Source organism: Natrialba sp. PRR66 (assembly GCF_034808065.1).
GTDB classification, from domain to species: domain Archaea; phylum Halobacteriota; class Halobacteria; order Halobacteriales; family Natrialbaceae; genus Natrialba; species Natrialba aegyptia.
The window spans coordinates 1-256 of sequence record NZ_JAXHGN010000182.1 but is presented as its reverse complement, the minus strand read 5'-3'; the positions used below and the strand labels follow the sequence as shown (position 1 = coordinate 256).

Annotated in this window: 1 protein-coding gene; it reads right to left on the bottom strand. The window is 68.0% G+C overall.

Annotated features, from left to right (window positions below; translation table 11 throughout):
- On the bottom strand, positions 1-203 hold a 203-nt coding region (locus tag SM755_RS23925; RefSeq protein ID WP_369335294.1), incomplete at its 3' end, for an ATP-binding cassette domain-containing protein.
- Between the last annotated feature and the right edge of the window lie 53 nt (positions 204-256).

The following is a 256-nucleotide window of genomic DNA, read 5'->3' as shown; positions in this document are numbered from 1 at the left end:
CCGAACTGCACGGAACCACCCATGTGGCTCGTCAACCCGAACACGGACTTCATCACCGTCGACTTCCCCGCGCCGTTCGGCCCGACGATGGTGACGTACTCCTCGTCGTTCACGTCCATGTCGACGCCCGTCAGGATCTGGAGGTCGCCGTACCCCGCGTCGAGGTCGCGCACGGAGAGGATGCTCTCCTCGTAGAGCGTCACGTCGGTCGCCGCGCTCGTCGCCGCTCCACCGTCCGGCTGGAAGCCGCCGGCGG